Genomic DNA, 26,121 nt, shown 5'->3' with positions numbered 1-26,121 from the left:
CGGTCGGCTGGATAAGCTCGTCAAAAGTTGTAGCAGGCTGTAGCGAGTGCGAAAGCCGCGTTCGGTGTGCGCGAAGGGCCCTCTGGGCTCGAAGGGGGTTCTCGTGACCAACAGGCGGGGAAGCGTCCCGGGGCCGGATACGGACCACGGGCCCGTGCCCACGGAGGCTCGGGCCGGCTCGCCGGCGCACCGCCTGCCGGCGAACGATGGGGAGGGCCTCGAAATGGCCCGCCCCTTCTTCGGTAGCCACCGGGCCTGACGGCACCCAGACGCCGTTACGGGTGGGCGAGTTCGACATCGGCTACCCCCGAACACGGCGAGCGCTTTATCTCGGAAGGGTATCGGCCGGACGCTCCTGGGACAGCACTGCGAAATCCAGGGGCTGAGGGCTTGTCGGTGCCTCTGGGTACGCTGACACGGATATGAAACGGATGTGAACCGGCATCTCGATGACGCCGGTTGGTGAACGGGGGCGCAGTTATGGGCGACGGATTCCAGAGCAATCCGCAGACGCTGAAGACCGAGGGGAAGAACTTCTCCGACATCGGCAGGGATTTCTACCAGGCGACCACCAAGCTGAAGAACGGCCTGGCCGCGCAGGGTGACGGTGGCGGCGGAGGCGGAGCGCCGAAGGAGACGACGTTCTCGAGTGTCGCCCAGGACGCCTGGAAGGGCCTGACCACCTTCAGCGACAAGGAAGGCACCCCACCGTGGGGTGACGACGAGCTCGGCGAGAAGTTCGGCGTGGTCTACGAAGGACTACGCGACGGCATGACGGACTCGATGGAGCACCTTGCCACCAAGCTCAACGAAATCGGCAAGGCGTTGGAGCGGATGGCGAAGAACCACGAGGAGAACGAGGACTTCAACGACGCTCTGGTCAAGGAACAGAAGCCGGAGAACCAGTTCGGCGGCGAGGTGCGGATTCTGAAGTCCGTGAGCAAGTAACACGGCCCGCACCACGGGGGCGTGTGGCGACCGTACAGCGGGGTTGCAGGGCCGCCACCCCGACGGCCGACCGCCCCGCACCAAGACCGAGTCCAAGCGCATGACCCCGCCTGACCCACAGCCCAGCCGCCCCTTCACTGACAGGAGAGAGTCCGTGTCGCATCCCGACGCGCCGGATCCGGTACAGCCCATCCCCACCACTGCCGAAGAGGCATTGGCTGCCGCTCGCGCCCGATTCGAAGTATTGGATCCGGCAGGAAACCCAGCGCCGTTGTACGTGACGGAGTTCGACATCGGCTTCCTCATCCACGCAGTCATGCCCCCACCGCCGCCCGGCACTCAGGCGCCGTTGGGTGGCAGTCACATGGTGATCTCCAAAAGCGATGGAGCCGTCACCTATGTCCCCAACTTTCCGCCGGACTCAGCGATCGAGCTATACCGCAGCCTGCGCCGGCCCAATCACTAGGGCGGCCGCCTGAGGGCTGGATGGCTCTGGACCGGATGTCTACTAGCGCACTGTGACGCACCGGAGTTCAGGGACCAGAAAGGCCGCTAGGTAAGCTCTGGCATGGGCATGGCTCTGCGCTGACCCAAGCCGGTTGAACACTCACGAGGCTCCTAATGGCGCCTTCGGCAGCAGCAGAGAATCAAGGCCCTTCCGCCGGCGGTGAGGCAGAGGGGGCCGGTCGGCCCACCACAGGGCCGGAACAACAAGAACTACATGGGCGATAACGGGGGTCTTCGTCGTGGCTTTGATGCTGCCGAACGCACTTGAGTGGGTTCTCGAGATGTGTGGCTTCGAATGGCCCACAGGCAACGAAGACAAGATGATGGAGTGCGCCAATACCTGGCGCCAGTTCGCCGCCGATGTGGAGGCCCTCCAGGCCCGTGGCATGAGCGCCGCCGGCAACGTCCTCGCCGAGAACGCCGGCGATTCCATCGAGGGCTTCAGCAAGACCTGGGACAAGTTCGCCGACGGCTCGGGCTACTTCGACGACGCCCGCCAGGGCGCCGAGCTGATCGCCATCTGCATGGACGCCGCGGCGATGCTCATCATCGGGCTAAAAGTGGCGGTGATCGCCCAGTTGATCATCCTGGCGATCGAGATCGCCGCGGCCCAGGCCGCCGCTCCCTTCACCCTGGGTCTGTCCGAACTCGGTGCGATAGGCGCGGCCGCCGCCACACGGATGATCCTGCGCAAACTCCTCAAGGAGATAGCCCAACAGCTCTTGCAGGCGGTGTTGGAGACCGCCAAGGAACCCTTTGTCTCCGCTCTGGAAGCCATGGTCACTGACCTGGTCGCCCAGACCGTCGAGCAGAACTTCGGCAAGCAGTCGGGCTATGACCTGGGACGCACCGCCAAGAAGGGTTACGAAGAGGGCAAGGACGCCCTGAAGAATTCCGGTTCCACCTTCGGCGAGTCCCTGCGCGACGGCGCCGGCTCCCGCGCGGGGCATGGCGCCCGCCACGGACTGACCAACAGCGGACACGACGGCGGCGACGGGTCGTCGGACTCCGGCAACGACAGCTCGTCGAACTCCAACGATTCGTCGTCGAACGACAGCAGTTCCAACGACTCGTCGTCCAGCGACAGCAGTTCGTCCAGCAACTCCCCCAGCTCCTCCAATTCGTCGAACTCGCCGAGCGCGTCCAACTCGCCCAACTCGTCCACCTCATCATCGAACGGGGGCAGTTCATCGAGCGACTCCCCGAGTTCCAGTAGTTCGCCGAGTTCGAGCAGCGGCGACTCCGGGCGCAGGGCACCGGATATCGGCGGTCCGTCGTCCTCGTCCCCGTCGAGCGGTTCGGACAGCTCTTCGTCAAGCCCGTCCTCGTCGTCGAGCCCGTCCTCGTCGTCCGATGGCCCGTCGGCTTCGAGTACGCCCTCCTCTTCCTCGAGTACGCCGTCCAACAGCAGCACGGACAGCGCCGGCAGCCCGGACTCGTCGAGCGCCTCGTCGTCCTCGCCCGCACCAAGCCGTGGCTCCGACTCGCCCAGCCCCTTCGACGTGGGCACCCAGGCCTACCAGGAGAGCATCGGTCGTCCTCTGGGCGACGACTCGTCCACCCCCGACTCGTCTCCGGACTCGTCCACGCCGCCCACCACGACGAGGCCGGATGCCCAGGGCGGACCGGCCCCCGACTCCGCCCCCGACACAGCCCCCGACTCCGCCCGTCCGGACCGCACACCGGACGCCCCGTCGACCACGGCACCGGGCAACGAGCCGTCCATGCCCTCCCACTCCTCGCCCATCGAGGGCCCGGGCACCACGCCGGATGTCGATGGCTCCCCGGCGCCGGACACCACTGCGGACAGCGCTCGCCCGAGCCGCCCGGAAGGCGTCGACGTCCACACCCCGGAGCAGGGCGCGTCGATCCCGGACCCGCGCAACACCGAGCCCGCGCCCATGCCGTCCCCGCCGCCGGAGACAGACCGTCCCGAGGCCGCACCGGCCCCGGCTCCCGACAACTCCCGCCCCGAACCGGGCGTGCACCAGGTCGACCGCGACTCGGCCACCACCATGCCCGCACCGGCCCAGGGCCAAATGCCGGGCGACTCCCACGACGGCAACAACAACGACAACCAGAGCCAGGGCAGCGGCCGCGTCTCCATGCCGAGCGGTGCCATGCCCGGCAACACGCCCACCGCACACCCCAGCCCTGGTCAGGGCCACGCGCCGACACCGTCAACACCGACCTCGCAAAGCCCGCACGACGACAACATGGACCTCATGGGCAGCGTCGCCACGGCGGCGCCCCCGGTCCCCGGTACGCAGCCAGGTGAGGCGGGCACCCCGCAGCAAGCGGCCCCGTCGTCCGCGACACCATCAACGTCGCCCCCAGGTGCCATGCCACCACCGGCGGCCGGCCCGATCCCGATGCAGGCGCCGGCGGCAGGCAACTCCACGAGGACACCGCGGGCCACCACGCCCAGCGCCACGACGCCGCGCGCGGAACAGCCGGGCACCAGGCCCACGACGCCGTCGCGGGACACCCAGCAGAACCGTCCCGCATCGCCGCCGCGCACCCAGACGCCGCGCACCGAGACACCGAGCCGCCCGACCACGCCGCCGCGCGGCGATCAGCCGACGAACCGTCCGACGGACCAGACGAACTATCCGACGGACCAGCAGTCACCGGCCGAGTCCCCCACTCCCACGCCGAACGACCAGGGGATGCCGGCACCGAACAACCAACAGCCGAACAACCAACAGCCGGACAACCAACAGCCGGACAATCAACAGCCGGACGCCACCCACCAGGCACCCGATCAGAACCAGCCCCCCGCTGACGACAGCGCGCCCCAGCAACCCACGGCGCCTCCGCCTCCGCCCCAGGCAGACAACCTTTCGGACATCCGCAACGACCTGAACGTCCCGTTCGAGGGACTGACCACACCCGACCCCGCCCATCAGCAGGACCTTGAGAACGCCCACCCGAGGAACCCCGACGGCACCCCGCAGGTGTACGCGGACCCGCGTCAGGGAAACTGGGCCCGTCTGCAGAACGACGGCGGCGTGGGGGTGCCCGGCCGGTCCAACAACTGCGCCGACTGCACCCGCTCGTTCCTCGAGACATGGTTCGGCCGCCCGACGGTGTCCGCTCCGCGCACCTTGGACCTCAATGCGGACGGCAGCCTGAACACCTTCTCCGCGGAGCGCGACTCGGTCGACAACCAGGCGCGTTGGGCCGGCGCACCCAGCACGTATGCGGGCAACGACCATCCCCACCCGTACGCGCGCATCGCCCACGAGCTGTCGCAGGCCGGGCATGGGTCGGCAGCCGTGATCGGCGTCAACTGGCCCGGCGGTGGCGGCCATGCCTTCGCCGCGGTGAACCACAACGGCCAGATCCTGTTCGTCGACGCGCAAACAGGCGTCGTCAGCGAGAATCCGATTCACCTGGGCGCCCAAGAGGTCTTCTACACCCCGCTGGATGCCAACCGGAATCCGATCACTCCGTACTTCCTGACCCCGTCGACGCCTCAACCGTCCACCCAGAACACTCCGGACACGAACACCCCCCCGAAGTCCAACCCGGACCAGGTATCCGAGACCGCCCCGAACACGGACTCCACCACGGACCGGGACCCGGAAGCGACCCAGGGCCCGGAAGCGACCCAGGACTCGGACGCGACGGACCAGGACAGCCCGCAGCCCGACAACGCGCAGGACACGACGGACACGCAGGACAGCCAGGAATCCCAAGCCCCTCAGGATTCCGAGGACACCCACGACAGCCAGGAATCCCAGGACACACAGGAAACCCAGGACCCTCACGACACCAACCAGCAACCGGAGTCGAGGGAACCGGTCTTCCCGTCCACCGCCACGCGCCCCTCCGGTCCGCCGGATGGCTACGACGACCCCACCGACGCCGACAACCGTGCGCAGCAAGAGCGCTTCCCGCGCAACGAGGACGGCTCGTTCCAGCAGGCCCCTGACCCGCGCGAGGGCACCTGGGTCAACGATCTGCGCGGCCAGAACCCCGACGAGTCCGGTCGCGACATCAACTGCCCGGACGGATCGCTGGCGTTCGTCGAGTCGTACGCGGGCAACCCCACGGTCGCCGCCCGCCGCAGCCCGCATGAGGACGGCACCCCCGCCGATACTCCCGAGCCCAACGGCCGCGACCGTATCGAGGACGCCCTGGGCGCCGAGTTCGACGACTTCGGCGACGGCCGCGACGCGTACAACAACCTGGAGACCGCCCTCCTCAACGAGGGCCACGGCTCACAGGCCGTGATCATCACCCAGAACGCCGACGGCCGTGCCCACGCCTGGAACGTGGTCAACCACAACGGCCAGATCGTCTACGCCGACCCGCAGACGGGCCAGAGCAGCACCACCCCGCTCCACAGCGGCAACAACGGCGTCTTCGCGATCCCGTTGGACGCCAACCGTCGCCCCATCCAGACCACCAACCAGCCCACCACGCAGCACCAGAGCCAGAACCAGAACCAGAACCAGCCCACACCTGCCGGTACGGACCACACATCGCCCCAGCGCCCGGCCGGTGCGACCCCTGGGTCCAACGACCCCAGCGCGGAAGCCACTCGCAAGCGGCGCAACCAGAGCCTCCCCAACCCGGAAGCCCCGCACCAGCAGCATGCCAACCTCCCTCCGGATCAATCACAGCAGGATCTCCGGCGGGAGCACGCGGTACGGCGGATTGATCTGGCGCCGGTCCAGCAGCAGATGCGGGCCTGGGCCGAGCTCCAGGGCAACCCGCCCACCTCCCCCTCCCCCTTGCACAATCTGCTGCAGGAGTCCCTGGATCGACGGCAGCAGCATGCAGAGTCCGCACAGCACGTCCGCGACGCCAAGCAGGCTCTTGACGACGCCGAGAAGGAGACCGGCAGCGCCAAGAGGGCGCTGAAGAAGGCCGATCAGGCAGGGCGGGCGGCTGCCGAGCAGAGACTGTACGACGCCAAGAACGCCTTGGCGGAGGCGAAGAAGGAGCACAAAGAGACGCTGCGGGCGCACCGGGACAACGTCTCGATGCCGGCGACCAACTTCAAGGACAGCGATCTGCGCCGTCATCTCGACCCGGCGTGGTCGCAGATGAACGACGGTGACCGGTACGCCGCGCTAGCGACCTTGGGCCGGATGAGCCACTCCTTCCACGCGAACAACGCGGTGGGCGCGAGCCCGGAACCCGCGCCCAACAACGATCCGTACGCCGACGCCCCGCCCAAGAAGCGTCAGAAGATCGACCCGGCGCACGACCATCACGAGTCCGTGGCATCCACCCGACGGGAAGCCTCGGCTCGCCCCAAGGACAACGCCCCGCAGGACCTCAGGGATCTGTTGGACGAGACGGAGCGCAACTCCCCGGACTTCTCCGACAAGAACTACGCGGTGGTGGAGGTCGTCGACGAGCGCGGCGAGAGCCACTACATCATCGACTCCTCGGTCCCGGCCGCCTCGGATGCCGTGCGTCCACGGCACTCGGAAAGTCACATCCTGGAGTGGGTCGACCAGCTCAACAACAGCAGGGAACCCGAGGGGAAGCCCAAGTACAAGATCGCCGGTCTGTACACCGAGCGGGAGCCTTGCGGTCTGCGCAAGGACATGTCCGGGCATGCGGACTGCTCCAAGACCATTCGCGACTCCGACGCGATGGACGGGGTGCCCGTGTACTACAGCACGACGTACCGGGTCGACCCTCAGCGCAAGGAGTTGCTGGAGCAGGAGCGCGCCGCCCGGCGGGACCAGGGCAAGACCGACGCCGAGATCAAGAAGGAATTGGACGGCTACAAGACGCCCAACCGCAAACTCATGGACCAGGAGATCCAGCAGCACCTGAACTTCGTCGATCAATTGACACAGACGCTGGCGAATCCGGGCCAGAACACACCGCCGGCCCCCACGCCCGACCAGAACACACCGCCCACCCAGGCGCCTCAGTCGGGCCCGTCCCATCCCACGGACCCCAACCGCACACCCCCATCGGACCCGGCAGGCACAGACCGCCGTCCCCCGACCGACCCCGCAGGCACAGACCGCCGTCCCCCGGCGGACTCCACCGGCACGCCGACCACCAACCCGACCGATAGCGAGCGCACACCATCGGCAGGCCCCGCGAGCGTCAACTCCCCTGCGGACAACGGCACTGCGGGCAACGGCACTGCGGGCAACGGCACTGCGGGCAACGGCACTGCGGGCAAGGGAACTGCGGACAACGGAACTGCGGACAACGGAACTGCGGACAACGGAACATCCGCGCCGGCGGCCTCACAGCACTCGAACCGCGACGTTTCGCAGACGCAGACCCCACTCGCGGGCGTGGGCGAGACCCCGCGCCCCACCACCCCCGCCGCCACGGGGGCGGGCGAGCAGGCCGGCGCCCCGAACCCATCCGCCGACGAGCCTCGCGAGGGCTCCCCCGCCTCGGACAACCAGCCGGAAAAGCGAGGCCGGTTCAAGCAGCTCTGGCAGTCCCTGACCCAGTCGGGCCCGGCCGAGCCCACCGAGATCACCACTGAGGTGGACCAGCCGCGCTTCGGCAACCACAAGAAGCCGGCGGAGTTCCAGCCCGACCGTTACGGCACTCCGCTGGACCGTCCCGACGGGACGCGCGCGCCGCTGTTCGACGGGCCTCCGTCGCGTGAGCAGACGCAGCAGGGTGCCATCGGCGACTGCGGCATCATCGCCACCTTGGGCGCCCTCGCGAGCAGGTACCCGGATCTCCTCCAGGACATGATCCGGGAGACGGAGGACGGCAATTACGAGGTCCGTCTCCACGAGGTGCGGCGCAACAACTACGGCAACCAGGCTCCGACCGGCCGCATCCTGACCGTGCGTGTCACCCCGGACGTACCCGTGTACAGCGAATTCCCCCACACCACCGCCTACGCCGACGCCAACAACACGGGTGTGGCCTGGCCGGCGATCATGGAGAAGGCCATCGCGGGCCTGGACCAGTTCTGGGACGACAAGAAGCGCGAGCACGAGTCGCAGTTCCCCGGCAAGAAAGACTTCGACGGCAATCTGCTGACGGGCTACTCCCGTATCACCCAGGGCTCCACATCGGGCGACCGTGCCGAGCTGCTCGCCCAGCTCACGGGACGTCCGTCGGAGAACCACGATTTCCCGACGCAGTACGATATGCACGGCCGCAGCCCGGAAAAGCAAGTCCTGGCCCACCTGCGGGAGCTCACGGAAAGCGGCAGGCCGGTCGTTATCGGTACCCGCCCCAAGGGAACGGGTGTGGAGAACAAGATGGAGAAGGGCCTCCGGAGTTCCCACGCCTACGAGATCGTCTCGGTCGACGAAAAGGGCCTGATTCAGTTGCGCAACCCACACAACAAGGACCATCCCGAGCCGCTGACCATCAAGGAATTCATGAAATACTGCAGCAACCAGTACGCATCTTTGGAGGATGAGAAGTGAGTGCTGACACGATTCGCCTCTGGCAAGGAATTCAGCGAAATCTCGGGAACGCCAGCTTCTCGGTGAACGACATCTACAGGGAGTCCGACGCCGCGGTCAGGGTTCGGCTCGTGGCCTTCGCCACCGAGGAGCAGACTCACATCCTCCGCATTGGTGAAACCTTCCCCGTGGGCGACGAGACGTGGCAGCTCGCCGACTTGACAGGTTGGCCGAGCGAGGACGACTGGGTCGTGGAGCTGCGCCGCGTCGCGGCTGCCCCGGCCTGATTCCGCCACCGCCCACCACGCGTAGGGTCGAGGAGTCATCGCGCAACTGAGGAGGACCATGCCCGAGCCAACCACCGACACCCCCGGAATCCCCGAGGAAGAGGTCGCCGGTCGCGTCGGCGCATGGTGGCGTGAGGGTGGACTCGGCGGCCAGGTGGCCTTTCTTGTCGCTCCGGACGGCCATGACGCCTCGGCTGTCATGCGGGAGACACACGAGCACCTGCCCGGCAGTGTCGTCGTCGACGCCACCGGTCTCACCGCCGAGCAGATCATGCAGCAGGCCCTCACCGCGCTCGAAGTCGATCTGTCCGCGGACAAGCGGGACGACTGGCGTTTCGCGCTCGGCTCGTGGCCCGAGGAGCGGTTGCTGCTGGTCGTCAACGCCCATCGTGCCGGGCCGACACGGCGGTCGTACGAGCCCGAGCGGTTGGTGACCCTGACGCTTCCGTGGCTGGCGCGTGGCAAGTTGGCTGTGATGGTCCATGTGGCTCCCGAGTTGCTGCCGGCCCGCGTGGATCCCAGGGCGGTGTTTCGGCTGTCCGCGGCGGCCGTCGAGTCTCTGCCGGCGGTGACACAGTCCGTTGCTGTACGGGCGTTGGCCCTGGCCGAGCCCCGCTTCGTACCCGTCCCCGTCTGGGCTCAACTCGTCACCGCGCTGACCGGTGAAGCGGCATCCGAGGACGAACTCGCCGGATTCGCCAGGGAAGGGTCCGGAATTCTCCGGCTCGGGCCTCTCGGGGTTTCCTTCGTCGACGAGGGCCTGGCCGAGACCTTGCGTCGGGAGATCGAATCTGCCGACCTCTCCCGCGTCAATGGGTATGTGGTTGCTTGGCTGAGGCGCTCGGCTCCGGGTTTCCGCCACCCCGAGGGGTGGGCCAAGCACGGTGCCATCGGCCTGTACGCGGCCACTGGGCTCGCCATGCACGCCGTGCAGGCGGGGACGTACGAAGAACTCCTGCGCGATGGCCGTACGGTGGCCCATCTACCGCAGACCGCACTCATGGACTCAGCGCGAAGCCGCAGCTTCGTCATCCCCGGAAACAGTCCCGCCGCCGACGCAATTCATTTGTGGGGATGGGGAGTTGTACCGCAAAGTCAGGGTGAGTGGGCTTCCTGGCTGCATTTGATGGCCTGGTCACGCGACGATCTCGAATTCGCGTCGTCCGTGGCTTCGTCCGGTGTCTCACTTCCCTGGCGTACGAAGTGGGTGCACTGGCGGCCGCCGGGTGGATACCATGCGCGTTTCCTCGAAGCGGGCAGGTTCGTCAGGCTGGCGGAAGTGCGCCGGCAGGGACGGTCCGCCATTGCCGGGTTGCAGCAGCGTACCGTAGACGGATCGCCACAACCGTATGTCTCCGTCCGGGACTTGGAGACGGGTGAGCTCGTCGCAGGTCCCTGGGAGCAGGATGAGATTCCGCAGGAACATCGCACGGACCTGGCCTTTCCCCCGGCGACTACGACACCGACCCCATCGGCCTCACAGGCCGGCGAGCGTTCCAGGCATCCCACACACCTCCGTGAGTTGTTCGACTCGTCGTCCCCTCCTCGGAGCAAAAACGCGTTCCTGCTTCCCTGCACCTCACTGACCGTGGGCAATGTCGTCGTGTTCGGGGGCAACCTGGGGCTGATCGCCATCCAGTCAGCGGACGGCGTGGTCCCCTCGGACACCTTCGGCTCCCGGCAACAGCCCCTGTCCTGGGATTACGCGGACGCGGGCCCAAGCCGCCCCATTGATGCCACTCCCCCGAACCACAGAGACCTGATCGCGCTTTTCAGCGAAGACGACATCTACGAGGCCGAATCCGAGGAATTTCCCGATGAGTTGACCCATCAGCCGACTCGCGAGCTCTGCACCGAGTTCGGCCTGCCGGACATGAACGAGGGCGCCATGGCGCTACTGCCATACGGGGATTGGGAAGTCGACCTCTTCGACGAGGTGAGCTGGCCGGGTGATGTCGAACCCGTGGCGGAACGCGGGCCTTTCTTCCAGATCGGCAAGTGGATGGGAGGCGAAATCGTCATCGACGGGCCCACCGGACACATCCTGCGCGTCCCGACCGGGCCCGACGAGGAGTATCTGGCCGGGCTTCCCGCTGCACGCAGCCTGGAGAGCTTCCTCACCATGGTCGCGCTGTGGGTCACCGGGCTCCGCACCCGTGCCCTCCTTCCTCCAGGCAGCTCCGAGCGGGGACAGATCACTTACTGGGTCCTGGGAGCGCTGGCCGAAGTCGACGAGACGGGCAGTGAGCAGCCCGCCTGGTCGTACGTACTCCACAACGAGTGACACCGATCAGTCGGAGAGTCGGGCGACGAGACGCCTCAGCCCCTCCTGGCAGTTGACCCCCGTCTGGAGCGCCTTCCAAGCCTGGGCGACCTGCAACTCCGACAGGTCGGGCAAGGTCTCGCCGATCCGTGTGCCCAAGCCCGGCATGGGCCTGGCGCCGATCAGGTCCTCGGGACGCATCGTTGCCATCAGCCCTTCGATCGCTGGATGGTCGGCCTCGGTCGGAAGGTCGGCCAGGACCAGCGCGACCACGTCCACGGACGCGAACTCCCGTGCCGCCGCCTCGTCATTGAGCAGCTCGTCGACAACGCCGCCGATGTGCACGAAGGGGGCGAGCAGGTGCACGAGCCCGTTCAGGTCGAGCCCTGCGCGCAGGCGCTCGCGTTGGCGGTTCAGCCATGCGCACAGCACCTCACGGCCCATGGGCGTACGGCAGATGCCCGGGGTGCTGCGCCAGCTGTTGAGTTCCGCTTCCCGGTGCGGCCGATAGTGACGGTGGTAGGGATGGGGGCCCGCCTGCGGTCGGGCGCGGGACAGGGCAGGCGCACCGGAACGGCGTCGGCCGCCATGCGTGGGGCGAGGCGTACCGCCAGGTCGTACAGCTCGTCACTGCGCGCACGCCGAGTCGGTTCGCTCGCGAGCCAGTCGTGCAGCAGGCGGGCCACCTCACCGGCGGGGAGTCCCGGGCGCTCGCCCGTCAACAAGGCCAGGGCACCGCTTCGTCGGAGCAGCGACAGCCAGTCCTCCGTGCTGTTCGCGTCGTCGGGGGTCAGCCGCAGTACGTCGTGCACCGTTTCCGGGCGTCGCTCGACCAGGAGCTCCAGGGCCTTCCCCTTCAGGGCGTCGACCCAGAACTTGTCCGTGTCGCCCGCGCAGCGTATCGGGCGTCAAGCCATCGCTCGTCGGGCTTGGTGTGGTGCTCGCGTTCGGCGTTCCTGGCGCGCGTGAAGTACCCGGTGGCGTGCTCCTTGCGCTGTCCGCCCGCCTTCAGGCACATGTCGGCGAGTTCGTCGAGGAAGTCGGGGAGGAATCCGGGTGCTGTCGCGGCCCGGTGCGCCAAGTCACCTTCCAGAATGGACTTGTGGAGAAGCGGACTGCCCCAAAGGCTCCAGCCGAAGGCGTAGGCCGCCTCCAGGGCCTCCTGCTCCCGACCGGGGTGCGCCGCCATCAGCCGCTCGGGGAAGGTGAGTTCCGTGTCCCCGGGAACCCGGATGCCGGTCGCGAACGTGTCCGTGAGCGCCCAGTCCTCCTGCGACGCCACCAGCGCGTCCCAATGGCGTGCGAAAGGGGCCCTCAGCAGGAGCGTCATGGTGTGGTCGTCGGGGTGGGCGTAGGTCCGCGCGATCAGCGCCGCCTCGTCGGCATCCGGTGCGGGCGGGTCCGCCGCCGGCTCGACGCCGGCGTCGTCGAGTGCCTCGCACCACACGGGGTCGGAGTCGGCGAGGGCCATGGGCACGCGCGTGCCCGCGGTGGCCCAGGCTTCGGCCTGTAGGCGCGCGTGCCTGCGGTGCCCGGTCAGCGCCCGCCGCAGCCGGTACAGCCGGCGTACGCCTTCGGTGTCCGCGAGCCGGCCGGGTGCCTGCTGAAGCTTCTTGCCGCGGGGATTGCGGTAGACGACCTGCAAATCGTCGTCCAGCTCGGCGGTGTAACCGTCCACTTCGTAGCCCCGGCCCATGGTCCGGTACTCCTTCCCCGTCTTGGCTGTCGCGGCCGTTTTCGCCGTCCGATCAGGCGCGTCCGTTGAGCCGCGGGTGGTAGGGCGTGTCCCGTCCTCCAAGGCGATGGGAGTCGATCAGAACAACCCGTGCCACATCTGCTCGACGATCACCGACCACCAGTTCCCCGGGTCGTCCAGGGCCGATGCGTCGATGGCGACAAGCTGATCCTGGAAGTCGGCGACGGCCCTGCCCGCCATGATCGGGTCGAGCGCGATCATCTCCTCGCGCGTGGTGTGCAGGAGCGCGAGGGAGCGGGCGAAGGCGGACACCGAGGCGTTGACGCGGCGGCCCGCGCCGCTTTCCGGAGTGACGGCCCAGAGCTGGCCGACCGGCTCACCCGCCAGATCGGACCCCGTGCACTGGACGGTGATCAGAGCGACCCCGTCGGTGCCGATCCTGACGTGGCCCTCCAGGAACGCGAGGGAGTCGGCGCTCGCCTGGGAGCCGACCTCGCGCAGATGCGCGGCGGCATTACCGAAGAGGCCGGCCGGAAGCTCCGCCTCCGGGCTGTCGGCCGTGAAGAAGAACGGGATGTCGGTCGGAAGCCCGGCCCCTGTCAGCGTGGCCTTGGTGGCCTCGGGGAGCGGGGTGCCCGCCACGTCGTCGGCGTCGTAGCGACGTACGTCGTCAACGCCGAAGGTCTCCGTCAGCTCGCGGCCCAGGGCAACATCGCCGAGCGGCTCGGCCGGCTCGACGTCGGTCGGCACCGGCGCGCGGTGTGGCCGTGGCGGCGGCTGCTGTCCCGCGATCTGGTGCACCATCTCGACGTGCTGGAGCAGCCCGGCGATCGCCTCGGCGCGCTCCTCGCCCCGCAGGCCGTACTCCTGCGTGCAGGAGAACCGGGCGTGGGGGTAGACACGGCCGATCAGCCGGCCCGGGTACCCGCCGGGGAGCAGGCTGGAGCTGAGGTCGGTGTGGATCGCGAGCACGTTCTGCGCGGGGACACCGAGGCTCTGGATCTCCGCCATGGCCTGGAACTCGGAGTGCGGCAGACCGGGGGCGGAGTTCTTGAAGAGGCTCGTCTCCTCGCCGGTGCGCGGGTCGACGTAGGTGATGACCGTGGTGTTGCCGGGGCCGGTGACCGGCGGCTGCGCGGGCGGCGCGGTCTCCTGGCCGCCGCCGTGCTTTTGCTGATACATCCGCACGACCTCTTCGACCGGCACGGACGGCCAGGTGCTCAGCTCGCCGGTGCGGCGGTCGACCACACCGCAGGAGTGGCCGATCGTGGCCGGCGGCCGGCGCTTGCCCGTGACCGGGTCACGCTCGACCGGCGGGGCCGCGGCCCACACCACCCAGCCCAGATCGAACTCCTGCATCCGCACTTCACGGCGCTCCTGCCCCTCGGGGTTGAGCCACCCCTCGGCGGTCGCGAGCGCCTGCTCCTGGCTGATCACGGGAACTCCCTTCGAGTCTTCGGGCGGACGGGGCCGATGCGGCCGGGGTCGGTGCCGGGCGCGCTCCGCGGCCCTCGTCCGAGTGGGCCTGGATACAGGCGGTCTGACGCGGGCGCCTTCGAGAGGCTTCGGGCCTTCGAGCCTTCGAGGCTAACGGTCTGCGGTGGGTGGGTGTCAGGCGGCCGGGTGGGCATCCGGCCCGGGGGCTTGTGGAGCCTGTGCGGCTTCCGGCTTCGGCTCGGGGGCCGGTACGGGCTCGGGCTCGGCTGCCCGGGGGTCGGGTACGGAGCGCCGAACGGTCGTGGCAGAGGGCTGCGCCGGGCGGATCTGTAGCGCCTTCACACCGCTTTCCGTGGCGACGAGGAGGATGCCGTCGGGAGAGAGGTCGGTTCCCGTGAAGGGCGTGGCGGAGATCAGGGTCGTGACGATCTCCTCGTCGCCCTTCTGCTCGCCGCGCCGCCAGACGCGTACATAGTCGGCACCGCGGCTGAGCCCGAGTGGCCCCGTGGCACGCTCGTCATCCGAGGGGCGCAGGATCTGGGTCGGGTCGGCATCGATGACAGAGCCGGTGGCGAGGTCCTGCACCAGCAGGGCGGGGGTGTTGGGATCGTCGGCCTTCAACGGGCTCGCCCCCGGGGTGCCTTGAGGCACCGCGCTCACGGCGACGGCGACCGGGGCCGACTCCGCAGGCTCCTGCTGCGCAGCAGCCTCCGCGGCGCTGTCCGACGCGGCCGCGGACGGAGGCAGTTTGCCGACGGTCACTGCGTCGACCCCGGCGACCGGCACGCTCCACAGGGTGTGCCAGGCAAGCTCGGGCACTATGCGGCGCAACACCGCCGCGTACTCCGGCAGTCCGTCTTCGACGAACGCGGTCTCCAGGAGCGCCGCTCGAAAGATGGCGGGTGCCTGGGTGCGGGTGAGCAGCGGGGCCGTACGCAGATATGTGCGCGCCGGCGCGTCCAGCTGCTCCGGGGGTACGGCCTCCACCGCGGCGCGCAACCGCACCGGCTCGGCGTGGGCGAACAGGCCGGGGTCGGTGAGGAGCCGGGGGAGCAATCCGGCCTCCAGGGTGTGTCCCGCGATGTGATCGCGAACGTACGCCCCTGCCTTCGCCCAGTCCTGATGGGGTACGGCCTCCAGCAATTCCATGGCGATACGCGCCTGAGCTCCCGGAACATCCGGAATGCCTGCCCGAACGGCCTCGCCGACACCCGGGTGCTGCAATCCGAGGACCGTCCGCTCGTCCTCGGGGATCCCTTCGCCGTCCCTCTCGATGCGGCGGATGAAGGGGGCGACGAGCAGCATGCCCCGCGCCATGTCCTCGCTCATGTCCCGCTCGGCGACGGCGGAGGCGAGCGGGATCAGCAGGTGCACGGGCAGGCCGTCGCCCTCGGCAAGGGCGAGGGGCGCGAGTATCTGCCGCAGGGTGCGGGGGTGGGTGTCGAGTCGCTCGGCGTGCAGATCGAGCACTTCGCCGACGCTGCCGGGCAGTTGGTCCGCTTCCTCCGGGTCGAACCCCTCCGGGTGCATCAGGATCGACTGCACGGCGAGATGCACGGTCAGACGGCTGCCCGCGCCGTCTCCCGCGTGCCGGGCGATCGCCTCGGCGAGCACGCGTCGAGCGTGAGGCTCAGTCGTGAACGGCAGCGCCGGGGCGCCGAATTGGGGGCTGAGCAACGCCTCGGCCTGTAGCACAAGCCCCTCGGGGTCGGCCCACTCGGGCGCGTCGAGGTCGATGATCTGGGCCACGCCGGGCGGCAGGCCCTCGGCGAGCTCGACGGCGAACTCCCGGGGCACGTCGGCGAGAAGACGTATGGACTCGACGGCGGCGAGGGGCGTCAGCACGTCCCGCACCACGCGCGCGGGCTCACCCGTCCCCCGCACCGGACCGGCCCGATCCACATCCGGCACCACGATCGTCACCGGCCGCCCGGACGACGGGAGTTGACCGAGTTCGGGGAAGATGTCGGCGGTGCGGGTCGCGGACAACCCGTAGTGATCGGCGAGCAGCCACAGGATCTGCGCTGCCGTCAGCCCGGCGACGCTCGGCACGGCGGGTGCGGGCAGGTCCGGAGGCACGGTCGCCGGATCGAGCGCGTCCAGCTCGATCCCCTCGCGATACTCCGGGTCGCAGAGCATCAGGAACCCCGTGAGCAGCCGCGAACACCCGGTCCCCGGGCTTCCGGTCAGGATGACGACCCGAGGCGCGCCCGGCCGCTCCATCCGCCACCCGGTGAGCGCGCGCAACGCGGCATTGCGACCCCCGATGTAGGGGTGGTGCTCATGGGCGTTGGCCTGCTCTGGGGCCTGGGTCGGGCTGGTCATTGTCTCCCCGTTGTCCTGTCCGCCCGGCACCGTCACATCGTGTTGACCGGACGCCGTTCATCCTAGAGGCGATCCTCCAGCCGGACGACTCTCCCCAGCGGCGATGATCTCCGACGCACAGGTCCATGCCGACACCTGGGGCACCATCACCCGCACCCACATCCGTCTCACCGACGACCGGTCGCTTCCCGCCGCCACGCAGGACCACCTGATCGCCGAAACCGACGCCCGGGCGCCCTGGCGCCAGGTGGACGTGAACGCGCTTCCGTAGCGAACCGCCAAGCAACGTGCCCTTTGCGGCCTCCGGATGACCAGGCCGGGCGCATGAGCTGAGCACTTGCTGGAAAATCGACGATGGTGAATCACATCGCGAACTACTTCGAGGACGCGCGAAAGCTCTTTTTGGCGCATACCAATCCGGCCGTCGACAACCTAAAGAGACGAGTACAGGCGCCGAACATTGAGTTCAGCACGATCAGCAAGCACGTACGCAAGGGTACGTCGTTCGGATCAACGTACGACGTATTGGTAATCGACGAGTGCAGCACCGTGAGCAACGCAAGCCTGCTCGATGTACTTGAGAATGCATCCTTCGATCTGCTCGTGCTTGTTGGCGACGTCTACCAGATCGAGTCGATCGAGTTCGGCAACTGGTTCAGCATCATCCGGTCGTACATCCCGAGCGAGTCTGTATTCGAACTCACAGAGCCCTTCAGGATGACCGATCAGGGCCTTCTCACACTTTGGAGCAGGGTGCGGAACCTGGACGACCACATCGAGGAGTCGCTCTCCAAGAATGACTACTCGGCGGTTCTGGGAGACTCACTCTTTCAACATCGAAGCGACGACGAGATCGTGCTCTGCCTGAACTATGACGGCCTATATGGCATCAACAACGTTAACCGGTTCCTACAGGCAAGCAACCCGAATCCGGCCGTGACATGGAGCGAGTCCACATACAAGGTCGGAGATCCAGTACTTTTCAACGAGTCCGATCGGTTCAGTCCAGTCATCTTTAACAACCTGAAGGGAAAGATCGTAAAGATCGATCGCGAGCCCGGCCGTATCACTTTCGATGTGAATCTCGAACGGGATGTTACTGAGGACGATGTGCTCTTCACAGGTCTGCGCTGGGTGGAAGGATCGACTGTCCAGTTCGACGTTTTCGAGCGCGGAAACAGCGACGATGACTCTGTCACCACCATGGTGCCGTTTCAGATCGCTTACGCCGTATCGATCCACAAGGCACAGGGCGTTGAGTACGAGTCAGTAAAGGTTGTCATCACGGATGCCAACGAGGAGAGTATCTCCCACAGCATTTTCTACACCGCGATCACACGCGCTCGGGAGCGTCTCGAAGTGTTCTGGACGCCGGAAACCCAGCATCGAATCCTGAGTCGTCTCGCAGTGCGCGAGAACACGAAAGACGAGCATCTGATGAAGATCCGCCGAGGTTTGGTCCCTGTTGAGAAGCGACCGAAGCGCCAAAAGACGCGCCAGCTGCCGTAGACGCCGGCAGCGATAGGAACTGCGGCGCCGCGGGGCACCTCCCAGTCGACACGAAAGGTGTAGGTCGGAGGTGCCTCATCGGTATTGGACAGGGCCTTGCAGCGCTGTGGACTTCCTCTCAGGAGGAGACCACCACGGCCCGTGGGTCCAGATGGTGTTCTACGGAGCCGTTTGGTAAGGCCGCGATCCGTTTCCGCGTGGGGCAACAACTGCGGTTCTGGCCTAGCGAGATAGAGCAGTGGCTGGAAAACAACTTCGCGAACGGGAGGCTACATGAACGAGGAGGTGGCTCTTCGGTGAGCCGGGGGCCGAGAGCTTTCTGCCTCGGAGCCGTGCTGACGCGGGGGCCGCGACCACCGACCGTGTGTCAGCATTTTCGGCTGCGCGCCGACCCAAGGCGAGTACCGCACACACCACCAGGCCACAAGCACGGCATATGAAGGTGCTCGACGAGTCGCCTGCTCACGACAGCCCCAGAAGTGGGCCATCATGTGGGAGGGCTTCGGGGAGGCTGCCGGCGAAGCACCGCACATGGTCGAGGTTCATCGAACATGGCTGACGCGCAGGCGAATTGAGGCGACGGACGGGAAAATGGCGCGGGATTACGACAGTCAGCTGCTGGAGTCGGTGGCGGTACGGCGACGCAGGTTGCGGGACGCCTTGCTGTTCGGCGTGCAGCGGGGGCGGCGTACGGCGGACGAGCGGCTGGGGAAGGTCTTCGCGGGGATCGCGATCACGGCTGTCCTGTGCGCGGGGTGCGTGGGGTGGTCGTTCCTTCAGCACACGCTGGCCACGCAGAAGGCTGAGCAGGAGAAGCAGCAGCGTCAGATGCAGCAGTACGGGCAGCCGACGAAGTAGGCGAGATCCCAGGACTCCACGGATCGGATTCGGACAGGTTTTGCGGTACCAAACGACATACGCGATGAGCTCTGCGCGACGGCAGAGGTGTTCCGCCTCCTCTGACGTGGGGTCGGGAGGGACGTCAGCGGCACAGAGGCATGGCCGGTTGAGCTGAGAGGTCGTCAATCCTGCGATGATAGGTTCCGGTAAGTGGTGAACAGAGCAGCGAGTTCCCGAGCGCAACTGAGCCGAGTGACGTTGGTCGGCGAGCGACGCCGGGCCGATGTCGTCCTGCTCTCCGATACGCCGATAGGGCAACTGATCCCGGATGTCCTGCCGTTGCTGGGCGATCGTCCCTCGACGCGGCCGCTAGCTCGGCAGTTGATTACGGCCGACGGTTCTGTCCTGTCGTACGACAGCACGCTGGCGTCGGCCGGGGTAGCCGACGGCGCCGTGCTCCGGCTGGTGACGACGCATTCCGCGCCGCCGGCTCCCGTGGTGCACGACGTCACCGATCAGGTGGCTGACGACCTCGATCTGCGGTCTTGGCGCTGGCGTCCTGCTGCGCGCCGGGCCAGTGCGGGTGTGGCAACGGTCGTCTTCGCCGTGATCGCCGCGCTGCTCGCCCGCCGTGAGTTCCCGCTTGGCGCCCTGGTCGGTGCTCTGTCAGTTGTAGCGCCTGTGCTCCTGGCAGCTGGTGCGCTCGTCGCGAAGATCGGACGGGGAAACCGGGGACTGGCGACGGCGCTCCTGCTCGCGGCCGGCGGGCTTGGTGTTCTCACGGCGTGGACGGCTGCCGATGCGTTCGGCTGGCCGGGCACCGCGCGGCTCGCTGCCGTGGCGGGTGCGCTGGTCGTGACACTTGTGTTCCTTGGATACTTCTCTCCGGTGGGCAAGGGCGGGCTCGTCGGTGCGGTGACCACTGCCGCGATCGCCCTTGTGTGGGAGACGGTGGCGGCTGTTCAGGGTGAGCCGACCCGGCTCGGTGCAGTGATGGCTGTCTTCTCTTTGGTGGTGCTCGGTGTGCTGCCGCGGCTTGCATTGATGGCGTCGGGGCTCACCGCGCTCGATGACCGCCGCTCGGGCGGTGTCTCTGTCAGCCGTCACCAGGTAGGTACCGCGCTTGCGGCGACGCATCGCGGCCTTGCCTTCTCGACGATCGTCACTGCGGTTTCGGCTGCCTCCGCCGGCTGGCTGCTCACGCTGGCCGAGAAGCCGACTGTATGGACTGTGATGCTGGCAGCCCTCGTTGTCGTGGTGCTGGTGTCGAGGGCGCGAGCGTTCCCGTTGGTCGTTGAGGTTGTTGCGCTCTTGGCTGCTGCGTCGTGCCTGGTGGTGCGCCTGGTGACGTGGTGGATGGAGCATGGAGGGGGTGTCGGGCCGCTGTCTGTGCTGTGTGTGGCTGCGGTGCTGCCGTTGGTCGTTTTGGCGGTGCAGGTGCCCGAGCATGTTCAGGTGCGGCTGCGGCGCATGGGCGATCTGGTCGAGTCCATCGGCATGGTGGGGCTCTTCCCGCTCGCCTTTGGCGTGTTCGGTGTGTACGGGCAGCTGCTCAACCAGTTCTGACGATTCTGAGTCGATGTGCCGGCGCTGCGGGCGGGCAGCAGAGTGGGGGGGTGAACAGGCATGCCGAGCGGAGACGGCTGGCAGGGTGACGTACTGCGCGACCTGAGGGGCGGCGCCGAGCAGGGGGCGCAGGGCCCCAGCGGGCAGGCGTACCGCGCTTCCGCGCCGGGCCACGCATTGCCTGCGCAGGGCACCCCGGTGCCGGACGCCGCCCATGGCGATGTCGCGCCACGGCAGGCCGGCTCCCCACACGAGGGGCAGGAGCAGCACGCAGGTCGTCCGGGCGGCTGGCCGCACCAGACCGGGTACCCGGAACAGCGGCAGGAGCAGCAGGCCCCAGCCACGTACGCCCCGGGCCCCCATCCCCACAGCTGCCCCTCGCGGCCCGTGGTGGACGACGGCCTGGCCGCCGCGCTGCGCAGCAAGCCGCGGCACGGTGAGTCCCTTGCGGCGCGTGCCGCACGTGCCCTACGCCATACGCTTTCCTCCTCAGCCGCGCGCGAGGTCGCCGAGATCACCCGCACCGCTGCGGTGCTGCAGCAGCCCGTGACGACCGGCCGACAGATTGCCGTCACCTCAATCCGGGGTGGATCCGGAAAGTCGACCGTCGCCGCGCTGCTCGGCACCACGTACGCGCACTACCGGCAGGACCCGGTCCTCTTCCTGGAGGCCGACCCGGCCCTCGGCTCGCTGCCGGTGCGGCTCGGAGCCGAGTCGCTGCGCTGGACCACCAGCGAAATCGCGGACATCGTCAAGCCGGACATGTCGCTGCTCGACGTCACCGGCTATCTCGTCCAGCTCCCCGACAACGCCTGGCTGCTGCCCGCGAGCCAGGGCCAGATCGGCGTCATGCTGGACAGCCGGGCGTACGAGCGGGCCGTGGTCGCGCTGCGCCGCTACTTCGGTGTGATGGTCATCGACTGCGAGACACTGCCCGCCGAAGTTGCCCGTGTTGCACTCGCCGCCGCCCATGGGCGCGTCCTGACCGCACCCGCCACGCCGGAAGGCATCACCAGTACGTACTCGGTGCTCCAGTGGATGCAGAAGCTGCCCCGTCAGGTGATCACCGGCACGATCGTCGTGCTCACCGAACTGGTGCCCCACTCGGGACTCGACCTCGACCAGGCGGCGCGGGAGCTCAAGTCCACGGGAGTAGGCGTCCAGGTTCTGCCGTATGACCGGCATTTGGCAGCCGGTGGCCGAGTCCATACCGAGTTGCTGGCTCACCCGACCAGGGAAGCCGCTGCCCGCCTCGCCGCGGACGTCTTCCAGCTCTCCCTCTCCCAGCAGCGTCACTGACCCAGATGCCAAGCCCGATCGCGAATGACGGACGACGATGAGTACCCGACTGATCCACCGCCCGGCCAGGACCACCAGGCCCCCGGCCGCCTCCGCCGCACGCATCATCGAGGCCCCGCCCAACCTCCCCGAGGGGAAGGCGGGCAACATCGCCATGTCGCTGCTGCCCGTCGCCGGTGTCATGTCGTCCGTCGTGATGATGACGGTCGTCCGTAACAGCCAGTTCGCCGGCCTCGGGGCGATCATCCTCCTCGTCACCGTCATCGGCTCCGTCGCGCTCGTCTTCTCGCAGCGTGGCAAGGCCCAGCGCACCCGCCGCACCCAGCGCGAGGCGTTCCTCGCCTATCTGGAGGACCTGCGCGAGGAGCTCTCCGACGACGAGCGGCGGCGGCGCGAGCACGACGATGTCCTCAACCCTCCCCCGGCCGCCCTCTACGACATCGTGCGCGATCCGGCCCGCCTCTGGGAGCGCCGCCGCGTCGACGGCGACTTCCTGCGTGTGCGGGTCGGCACCGGCGAGATGCCCGTACGCGATCTGCAGATCGCTCAGCAGGGCTCGTCGGTCCTCACTCCGCCCGACCGGTTCATGCTCAACGAGGCGTCGGCACTGATGGCCCGCTTCCGTACCGGCACCGAACTCCCGCTCACCGTCCCGCTCGACCGCATCGGCAACGTCAGCGTCATCGGCCCCCGCGAGGACTGCCTGCGCGTCGCGCGCGCCCTGCTCGTCCAGGCCGCCGCCCTGCACGCCCCCGACGACGTGGCGATGGCGCTCGCCGCGCCCGGCGACCGGCTCGCCGACTGGGAGTGGGCCAAGTGGCTGCCGCATCTGCTCGACACCGAGCAGTTCGACGGCCCCGTCGCCGCTCGCCGTATCGCCCCCTCCGCACCCCAACTCGCCCGGCTGCTGGGCCCCGAACTGCGCCGCCGCGCTTCTTATGCGGCAGAGGTGCGGCGCGGTCTGTCCGGCAATGACGCCCTGTCGATGACCTCCCGGCTGCTCGTCGTCGCCGACGGACACGGCGAGGACGCCGTCGAGCTGCCGCGTCCCGACGAGGCGGTCGGCCTGCGGGACATGGGCGTCACCGTCCTTCACCTGCTCGAACAGCGGGTCCAGGAGCCCGGACAGGTCGGCGTCCGGATTTCCGTCGACGGCGATCAGGTGGTCATTGAGGATCTGCGCGAGCAGGAGCCGGTCAGCGCCCATGGCACCGTGGACGAGGCCGGCATCCCGTTCGCCGAGGGCCTGGCCCGGATGCTGGCGCCGCTGCGCCTGTCCGCCGAATCGCTCACCGACGCACCGCTGACCGGGCCCGTCGACTTCGCCGACCTGCTCGGCATCGACGACATGGCGCACCTCGACGTGTCGCGCCTGTGGGCCCCGCGCGGTGAACGTGCCTTCCTGCGCGTCCCCATCGGCATCAACGACTCCCGTGAGCCGGTGCTCCTTGACCTGAAGGAGTCCTCCGAGCTCGGCATGGGCCCGCACGGGCTGTGCGTCGGCGCCACCGGCTCCGGGAAGTCGGAACTTCTGCGCACCCTCGTCCTCGCTCTGGTGGCCACGCATCCACCGGAGGACCTCGCCCTGGTCCTCGTCGACTACAAGGGCGGTGCAACCTTCGCCCCGTTCGCGAATCTGCCGCACGTCGCCGGCGTCATCACCAACCTGGAGAACCAGGCCGGCCTCGTCGAACGCGTCCACGCCTCCCTCGCCGGCGAGGTCAAGCGCCGCCAGCAGGTCCTCAAGGACGCGGGCAACATCGCCGACATCGGGGACTACACCGCGCTGCGCGCCGGCCGGCGGCCCGACCTGGAGCCGCTGCCGCATCTGTTCGTCGTCATCGACGAGTTCGGTGAACTGCTCACCGCGAAGCCGGACTTCATCGACCTGTTTCTGTCCATCGGCCGCATCGGCCGCTCCATCGGGGTGCACCTGCTGCTGTCCAGCCAGCGCATCGAGGGCGGCAACCTCAAGGGCCTGGACACCTACCTCTCCTACCGGCTCGGTCTGCGTACCTTCTCCGCCGACGAATCCCGTACGGTCCTGGACACCACGGACGCCTTCCACCTGCCGCCGCTGCCCGGCTTCGGCTACCTCAAGGTCGACACCAGCCACTACGACCGCTTCAAGGCGACCTACGTCTCGGGCGCCTACCGCGGCCCCGTACGGCGGGGGGAGGAAGAGGACACCGGGCCCCTCGCCCTCCCCTACGACACCTTCAACACCACGACCGGTGCGAAGGATTCGGACGCCGCGGAGCCTGCGGTGCGGCGCCGCGAGATGGGGCCGACCGAGCTGGGCGTGATGGTCGAGCAGCTCACCAACGCCGCCGGTCCGGTGCGCCGTATCTGGCTGCCCACGCTGCCCGAAGCGATCACCCTGGACACGGTCGCGGGACCGCTGGAGGTCGGCCCGCGCGGGATGCAGCTCGCGGGGCGCCGCGGCCCACTGGAGGTACCGCTCGGTCTGCTCGACGATCCGGCCAGACAATGGCAGGGCCAGTGGTACCTGGACCTCACCATGGCGGGCGGCCACGCCGCCGTCATCGGCGGCCCGCAGTCCGGCAAGACCACACTCCTGCGCACCCTCGCCCTCTCCCTCGCGCTGACCCACACTCCGCAAGAGGTCGGCGTCTACGGCCTCGACCTAGTGGGCGGCGGCCTCGCGGCCCTGTCGGGCCTGCCGCACGTCGGAGGTGTCGCGGGCCGCGTCGACCGTGAGCGGGTGGCCCGCACCGTCGACGAGGTACGCAACATGCTCGCGGCCAGGGAGGAACTCTTCCGCGAACACGGCATCGACTCCGTCGATCAGCTGCGTACCCTGCACGCGGCGGGCCGGCTGCCCCAGCTGGCCTCCGCCGAGATCGTGCTCGTCATCGACGGCTTCGGCGCGCTGCGCGACGACTTCGAAGAGCTGGAGGACGCCGTCGCCGACATCCTCCAACGCGGCGGCGGTTACGGCATCCACGTGGTTGCGGGCATGCTCCGCTGGAACGACGTACGCATCGCCGTCCAGTCGAACTTCGGCACCCGCGTCGAGCTACGGCTGAACGACCCCAGCGAGTCCAGCATCGACAGCAAGCTGGCAGTGACCCTTTCGCCCGACGAACCCGGCCGCGTCCTGACCGCCGGCAAGCTCTTCGCGCAGGTCGCGCTTCCCCGTACGGACTCGCTCGCCGACACCGCGGACCTGGGCGCGGTGCTGGAGCGCGCGGCCCGGACGATCCGCGCCACCTGGAGCGGCGAGGTCGCCCAGCCGGTGCGTGTGCTGCCGCACCTCCTGGAGCCCCACCTCCTGCCGGGTCCGGTCGCCGAACCCCAGCGGGTGCCGATCGGCCTGGACCAGACGGCCCTCCAACCCGTTCTGCTCGACCTGTTCCAACACGACCAACACCTGCTGATCATGGGCGACAGCGAGTGCGGCAAGACGAATCTCCTGAAGACCATCGCAGGCGGCCTGATCGAGCGCTACAGCGAGGACGAGCTGGTCTTCGCCGTCATGGACCCCCGACGCAGCTTGCGCGGCGCGATCCCCGAAGAGTTCAACGGGGGCTACGCGTACAACGCCAAGCTGTGCGCGGGCCTGGCCACGGGTATCGCCGGCGTATTGGACAAGCGGCTGCCCGAAGACAGCGCGCGCCTGGAGGATCTGGAACCCGGCAGCTGGGGCGGCGGCCCGCGGATCGTGGTCCTCATCGACGACTACGACGTACTCACCACCGCCGGCCAGGAACCGCTTGCCGCGTTCCTGCCGTACATCCCCTCCGCGGTCGACATCGGCCTCCACTTCGTCCTCACCCGCCGCGTCGCGGGCGCCTCACGCGGCATCTACGAGCCCCTGGTGCAGGGCCTGCGCGAGTCGGGCTCCTCGGCGCTCCTCATGGCCGGCGACCGCGGTGAAGGCCAGCTGTTCCCCGGCGTCTACGCCTCCTGGCAGCCGCCGGGCCGCGGTGTCCTCATCCGCAGGGGCCAGACCAACCGCCTGATCCAGACCGTGTACTCCCCCGCGTGACATCGAGGAGAGCTCTCCCGCCCACGCGGACCACGAGACGTACGGCATCCATGCCCCGAACGACG

At 68.4% G+C, this 26,121-nt stretch carries 15 protein-coding genes and 1 pseudogene; 12 read left to right on the top strand and 4 right to left on the bottom strand.

From position 1 onward, the window contains the following. Positions 1–480 precede the first annotated feature (480 nt). From AC3EUV_RS14250 to AC3EUV_RS14230, 5 genes are all read left to right on the top strand, one after another. Positions 481–948, top strand: coding sequence for a hypothetical protein (locus tag AC3EUV_RS14250; RefSeq protein WP_432141900.1), 468 nt, complete (start codon positions 481–483; stop codon positions 946–948). Positions 949–1,102: 154 nt separating this feature from the next. Beyond that, positions 1,103–1,414 (top strand): hypothetical protein, encoded by a 312-nt coding sequence (locus tag AC3EUV_RS14245; RefSeq protein WP_435603039.1) that lies wholly within the window; start codon positions 1,103–1,105, stop codon positions 1,412–1,414. 289 nt (positions 1,415–1,703) lie between these two features. Continuing rightward, the gene (locus AC3EUV_RS14240) at positions 1,704–8,843 is read left to right on the top strand and encodes a toxin glutamine deamidase domain-containing protein (protein ID WP_488187965.1); all 7,140 of its coding nucleotides are present in this window, start codon (positions 1,704–1,706) and stop codon (positions 8,841–8,843) included. Continuing rightward, positions 8,840–9,109 (top strand): DUF6406 domain-containing protein, encoded by a 270-nt coding sequence (locus AC3EUV_RS14235; protein ID WP_435603037.1) that lies wholly within the window; start codon positions 8,840–8,842, stop codon positions 9,107–9,109. Before AC3EUV_RS14240 ends, AC3EUV_RS14235 begins: the two co-directional genes overlap by 4 nt. 58 nt (positions 9,110–9,167) lie before the next feature. Then, the gene (locus AC3EUV_RS14230) at positions 9,168–11,393 is read left to right on the top strand and encodes an SUKH-4 family immunity protein (protein WP_435603036.1); all 2,226 of its coding nucleotides are present in this window, start codon (positions 9,168–9,170) and stop codon (positions 11,391–11,393) included. A 6-nt stretch (positions 11,394–11,399) separates the two neighbouring features. Here the strand turns inward: AC3EUV_RS14230 and AC3EUV_RS14225 are convergent, their stop codons facing one another. The 4 genes from AC3EUV_RS14225 to AC3EUV_RS14210 form a co-directional block, all read right to left on the bottom strand. Next, on the bottom strand, positions 11,400–11,816 hold the full coding sequence (locus tag AC3EUV_RS14225) for a hypothetical protein (RefSeq protein ID WP_435603035.1): 417 nt from the start codon (positions 11,814–11,816) through the stop codon (positions 11,400–11,402). 412 nt (positions 11,817–12,228) lie between these two features. Then, positions 12,229–13,068, bottom strand: coding sequence for a hypothetical protein (locus tag AC3EUV_RS14220; protein WP_435603034.1), 840 nt, complete (start codon positions 13,066–13,068; stop codon positions 12,229–12,231). A 117-nt stretch (positions 13,069–13,185) separates the two neighbouring features. After that, a complete protein-coding gene (locus AC3EUV_RS14215) occupies positions 13,186–14,505 on the bottom strand; it encodes an SUKH-4 family immunity protein (RefSeq protein WP_435603033.1) in 1,320 nt (439 codons plus the stop codon). 174 nt (positions 14,506–14,679) lie between these two features. Beyond that, positions 14,680–16,830: an ATP-binding protein gene (locus AC3EUV_RS14210; RefSeq protein ID WP_435603032.1), complete on the bottom strand. Its 2,151-nt coding sequence runs from the start codon at positions 16,828–16,830 to the stop codon at positions 14,680–14,682. 103 nt (positions 16,831–16,933) lie between these two features. On the opposite strand from AC3EUV_RS14210, the gene AC3EUV_RS14205 reads away from it, so the two are divergent. The 7 genes and pseudogenes from AC3EUV_RS14205 to eccCa all read left to right on the top strand — a co-directional run bounded on the left by AC3EUV_RS14205 (position 16,934) and on the right by eccCa (position 26,056). Further along, positions 16,934–17,101: a hypothetical protein gene (locus AC3EUV_RS14205; protein ID WP_435603031.1), complete on the top strand. Its 168-nt coding sequence runs from the start codon at positions 16,934–16,936 to the stop codon at positions 17,099–17,101. 80 nt (positions 17,102–17,181) lie between these two features. After that, a pseudogene (locus AC3EUV_RS14200) lies at positions 17,182–17,580 on the top strand (AAA family ATPase); the annotation flags it as partial. Positions 17,581–17,583: 3 nt separating this feature from the next. After that, on the top strand, positions 17,584–18,339 hold the full coding sequence (locus AC3EUV_RS14195; RefSeq protein ID WP_435603071.1) for an ATP-binding domain-containing protein: 756 nt from the start codon (positions 17,584–17,586) through the stop codon (positions 18,337–18,339). A gap of 591 nt (positions 18,340–18,930) precedes the next feature. Next, complete coding sequence (locus AC3EUV_RS14190) at positions 18,931–19,197, top strand: hypothetical protein (protein WP_435603030.1); 267 nt, start codon at positions 18,931–18,933, stop codon at positions 19,195–19,197. Between the two features lie 234 nt (positions 19,198–19,431). Next, positions 19,432–20,745, top strand: a complete 1,314-nt coding sequence (gene eccD / locus AC3EUV_RS14185; RefSeq protein WP_435603029.1) for a type VII secretion integral membrane protein EccD — start codon at positions 19,432–19,434, stop codon at positions 20,743–20,745. A 60-nt stretch (positions 20,746–20,805) separates the two neighbouring features. Continuing rightward, positions 20,806–22,044: a MinD/ParA family ATP-binding protein gene (locus AC3EUV_RS14180; protein ID WP_435603028.1), complete on the top strand. Its 1,239-nt coding sequence runs from the start codon at positions 20,806–20,808 to the stop codon at positions 22,042–22,044. Between the two features lie 37 nt (positions 22,045–22,081). Next, positions 22,082–26,056: a type VII secretion protein EccCa gene (gene eccCa / locus AC3EUV_RS14175; RefSeq protein WP_435603027.1), complete on the top strand. Its 3,975-nt coding sequence runs from the start codon at positions 22,082–22,084 to the stop codon at positions 26,054–26,056. Positions 26,057–26,121: the final 65 nt, after the last annotated feature.

This window comes from Streptomyces sp. bgisy130, assembly GCF_057708345.1.
Note: the sequence above shows the minus strand (reverse complement) of the source record. Positions and strands in the feature narration are given on the sequence as shown.